The organism is Dietzia sp. B44 (assembly GCF_014145245.1).
Classification (GTDB): domain Bacteria; phylum Actinomycetota; class Actinomycetes; order Mycobacteriales; family Mycobacteriaceae; genus Dietzia; species Dietzia natronolimnaea.
Genome location: NZ_JAALEF010000336.1, coordinates 1 through 3415 on the forward strand (window position 1 = coordinate 1; position 3415 = coordinate 3415).

The 3415-nt window shown below is 70.7% G+C and carries 3 protein-coding genes and 1 pseudogene; all 4 read left to right on the top strand.

The genetic code is table 11. From position 1 onward, the window contains the following. Positions 1–556: pseudogene (locus tag G6017_RS11335) on the top strand (hypothetical protein); the annotation flags it as partial. Beyond that, positions 553–966 carry a DUF6802 family protein gene (locus G6017_RS11340; protein WP_095718136.1) on the top strand — a complete coding sequence of 138 codons (414 nt, stop codon included), beginning with the start codon at positions 553–555 and terminating at the stop codon, positions 964–966. The pseudogene G6017_RS11335 and the gene G6017_RS11340, both read left to right, overlap by 4 nt. A 113-nt stretch (positions 967–1079) precedes the next feature. Beyond that, the gene (locus tag G6017_RS11345; protein WP_179523600.1) at positions 1080–2906 is read left to right on the top strand and encodes a phosphoenolpyruvate carboxykinase (GTP); all 1827 of its coding nucleotides are present in this window, start codon (positions 1080–1082) and stop codon (positions 2904–2906) included. A gap of 171 nt (positions 2907–3077) precedes the next feature. Beyond that, positions 3078–3415, top strand: a 338-nt coding sequence (locus G6017_RS11350) for a hypothetical protein (protein WP_182617417.1), incomplete at its 3' end; no start/stop codon positions are given.

Below are 3415 nucleotides of genomic sequence, written 5' to 3' on the forward strand. Positions count from 1 at the left end.
CGTGGCCCGCCACCTCGGGGCCGCCGCGCCCACCACACCGCGGATCCCCGCACCGTCCGGCGGGATCGCCCCGGGTCGTCCGCCCCGCAACCACGGCGAGGAGGCACTCGTGATGATCATGGGTGCGGCCGGCGGGACCGGGGTGGGGCGCATGCTCCTGTCCCCACTCGCCGAGATCCCCGGGCTGGCGGCGGTGGTGATCCCCCTGGCGTTGCTCTGCGGCGTCGCGCTCGGGTGGACCACGGTCACGGTCAGGCGGACCCAGACGCTGCGGTCCCACACGTCCGCCGTCGTGACCGAACGTCTGGGCGCCCTGCGCTCGGAGGTCGAACAGTCCCTCGGCGCCAGGATCCTGGCCGCGGAGGCCACCATCACCGACGGCTTCGCCCATGACCCGGGCCCCCGGGTCGGCGACCTCGAACGCCGTATCCGCCGGTCACGGCTCACGGGGAGGGCACCCGCGCCCACCCCGACCACCGCTTCCGCGGCTACTGTTGCGGGGCCCGCAGGCACTCCCCCGCCCGCCCTCGCCACCCCAGGGAGCCCCTCGACATGACCGACCCCTTCCCCGGTTCCGAACCGTCCGACTTCAGTGCCAGGCCCGACGTGTGCGGCCTCGACGGCGCCCCGCTCGCCGAGGCCTCGTCCCTGGGTCTGCACGTCCCGGTCGGTGACGGCGTCCTCGATCTCGGCTCACCCGAGGCGGATCTCGACGGCGACGGCTTCATGGAGGCCGTCACCCGGGGGGACGGCCGGGGGCTCACCGTCTACACGGACGTCGACGGCGACGGGACGGTCGACCACGTCTCGACGGTCCGGTTCGACGGCAGCTACGACTCCTGGCGACTGGCCAATCCCGCGGAGGGGGTCCCGTTCGGGGGCTTCACCAACGAGGCCCGTGCCGGGTCCCCCGAATCGTCACCGACCCCGGCCCGGTGGGAACGCATCGACCACGGCCACATCTGAAAAGTTGAGGCATTGCTCACGTCGGGGCCACGATCGGGGCCCGGAAGGCGGCGGGACCATCGGGTTGACGATAGTGTGTGATCGATACCATGCACCGTGTACGAGGAGCTGTGATGACCACCACCACCATTCCCGGCCTCGAGGGTCAGGCGCCAACCGATCACGCGGAGATGCTCGCGTGGATCGCCGAGGTCGCCGAACTGACCCAGCCGGACCGGGTCGTCTTCGCCGACGGCTCCGACGAGGAGTGGGACCGCCTCACGACGGAACTGGTGGAGCACGGCACCTTCGTGAAACTCGACGAGTCCAAGAAGCCCAACTCGTTCCTCGCCCAGTCCGACCCCAAGGACGTCGCGCGGGTCGAGTCGCGGACGTTCATCTGCTCGGAGACCGCGGAGGGCGCCGGCCCCACCAACAACTGGCGGGACCCGGCCGAGATGCGCGGCCACATGACCGAGCTGTTCCGCGGCAGCATGCGTGGTCGCACGATGTACGTCGTGCCCTACTGCATGGGCCCCCTGGAGGCCGAGGACCCCAAGCTCGGCATCGAGCTCTCCGACTCCGCCTACGTCGTGGTGTCCATGAAGATCATGACCCGCATGGGCACCGCCGCGCTGGAGAAGATCGGCTCCGACGGCGCGTACGTCAAGGGCCTGCACACCGTGGGCGCCCCGCTCGAGCCCGGCCAGGAGGACGTCTCGTGGCCGTGTAACGAGGAGAAGTACATCACCCATTTCCCGGAGAGCCGGGAGATCTGGTCCTTCGGATCCGGGTACGGCGGCAACGCGCTGCTGGGCAAGAAGTGCTTCGCGCTGCGGATCGCCTCCGCCATGGCCCGCGACGAGGGCTGGATGGCCGAGCACATGCTCATCCTCAAGCTCATCTCCCCGGAGGACAAGGTCTACTTCATCGCCGCGGCCTTCCCGTCCGCGTGCGGCAAGACCAACCTCGCGATGCTGCAGCCGACCATCGAGGGCTGGCGCGCGGAGGTCGTGGGAGACGACATCGCCTGGATGCGCTTCGGCGAGGACGGCCGGCTCTACGCCGTCAACCCGGAGTACGGCTTCTTCGGCGTCGCGCCCGGCACCAACTACTCGTCCAACCCCAACGCCATGAAGACGCTGGAGGCGGGCAACTCCATCTACACCAACGTCGCCCTCACGGACGACGGCGACGTGTGGTGGGAGGACCTGGAGGGGACCCCGGACCACCTGATCGACTGGCTGGGCAACGACTGGACGCCCGTGGGCGACGGCGGGGCCGGCAACGCCGCCCACCCCAACTCCCGCTACTGCGTGCCGATCGACCAGTGCCCGGTCACGGCCGCGGAGTTCAACTCCCCCGAGGGCGTTCCGATCTCGGCCATCCTGTTCGGCGGTCGCCGCGCGGACACCGTGCCGCTAGTGAGCGAGGCCCACTCGTGGAACCACGGCGTCTACATCGGTGCCACCCTCTCCTCCGGCCAGACCGCGGCCGCGGAGGGCCAGGTCGGCGCGGTCCGCCGCGACCCGATGGCCATGCTGCCCTTCATCGGCTACAACGTCGGTGACTACTTCCAGCACTGGGTGGACATGGGCGCCCGCGGTGGCGACAAGATGCCCAAGGTCTTCCTGGTCAACTGGTTCCGCAAGGGCGCGGACGGTCGCTTCCTCTGGCCCGGGTTCGGCGAGAACAGCCGGGTCCTCAAGTGGGTCGTGGACCGCATCGAGGGCCGGGTCGAGGCGGACGAGACCGTCGCGGGCTTCACCGCCCGAGCCTCGGACATCGACCTCACCGGCCTCGACACCCCCCTCAAGGACGTCGAGGAGGCACTGGCCATCGACCCCGAGGAGTGGCGCCGCGAGCTCCCGCTCATCACCGAGTGGCTGGAGTTCTGCGGACCCAAGGTCCCGGCCGAGGTGCACGAGCAGTTCGCCGCCCTCAAGGAGCGCCTGGGCTGAGACCTGCGGGACGAGAACGGAAGTCCCGGAGACGGATCCGCGAACGGGCCGCACCCACACCGGGTGCGGCCCGTTCGCGTTCCGTGTGACCGAACCCTCTTTCCAAGATCCCCATTCGGTGGGACAGTGGTTGCGTCATCAATACACTGGGCGCATGTGTGGAGGAGTGGCATGAGGGTCGCCGCTGCCGGACTCATCGCCCTCCCGGTTCTCGTGGGAGGGCTCGGGCTCGCGGCGGCGGTCGTCGTCCTCGGCTCCCCGGAGGCCACCGCACCTAGCGCGGACGAGGTGGCCGAGGAGGTCGCCGCTCCGGGGTCGGGGGGACCGGTCACCCGCGACGGCACCGACATCGAGGGGTCGAGACCGCACCTGACGGTGCGCTCGGGGATGCCTTCGCTCATGCTCGCCGGGACGATCCCGGGGTTCCTCGCCCTCCTCCCGGCCTCGGCGGGCCCCCTGCCCACCCTGACCCCCTTCGGGGACGCCACCGCAGGGGCCGGCGGGCCCGC

What these genes read in the sequence shown, in the direction of transcription:
- G6017_RS11345 (WP_179523600.1), top strand. Translation starts at nt 1,080, where the DNA reads ATGACCACCACCACCATTCCCGGCCTCGAGGGTCAGGCGCCAACCGAT.
- G6017_RS11340 (WP_095718136.1), top strand. Translation starts at nt 553, where the DNA reads ATGACCGACCCCTTCCCCGGTTCCGAACCGTCCGACTTCAGTGCCAGG.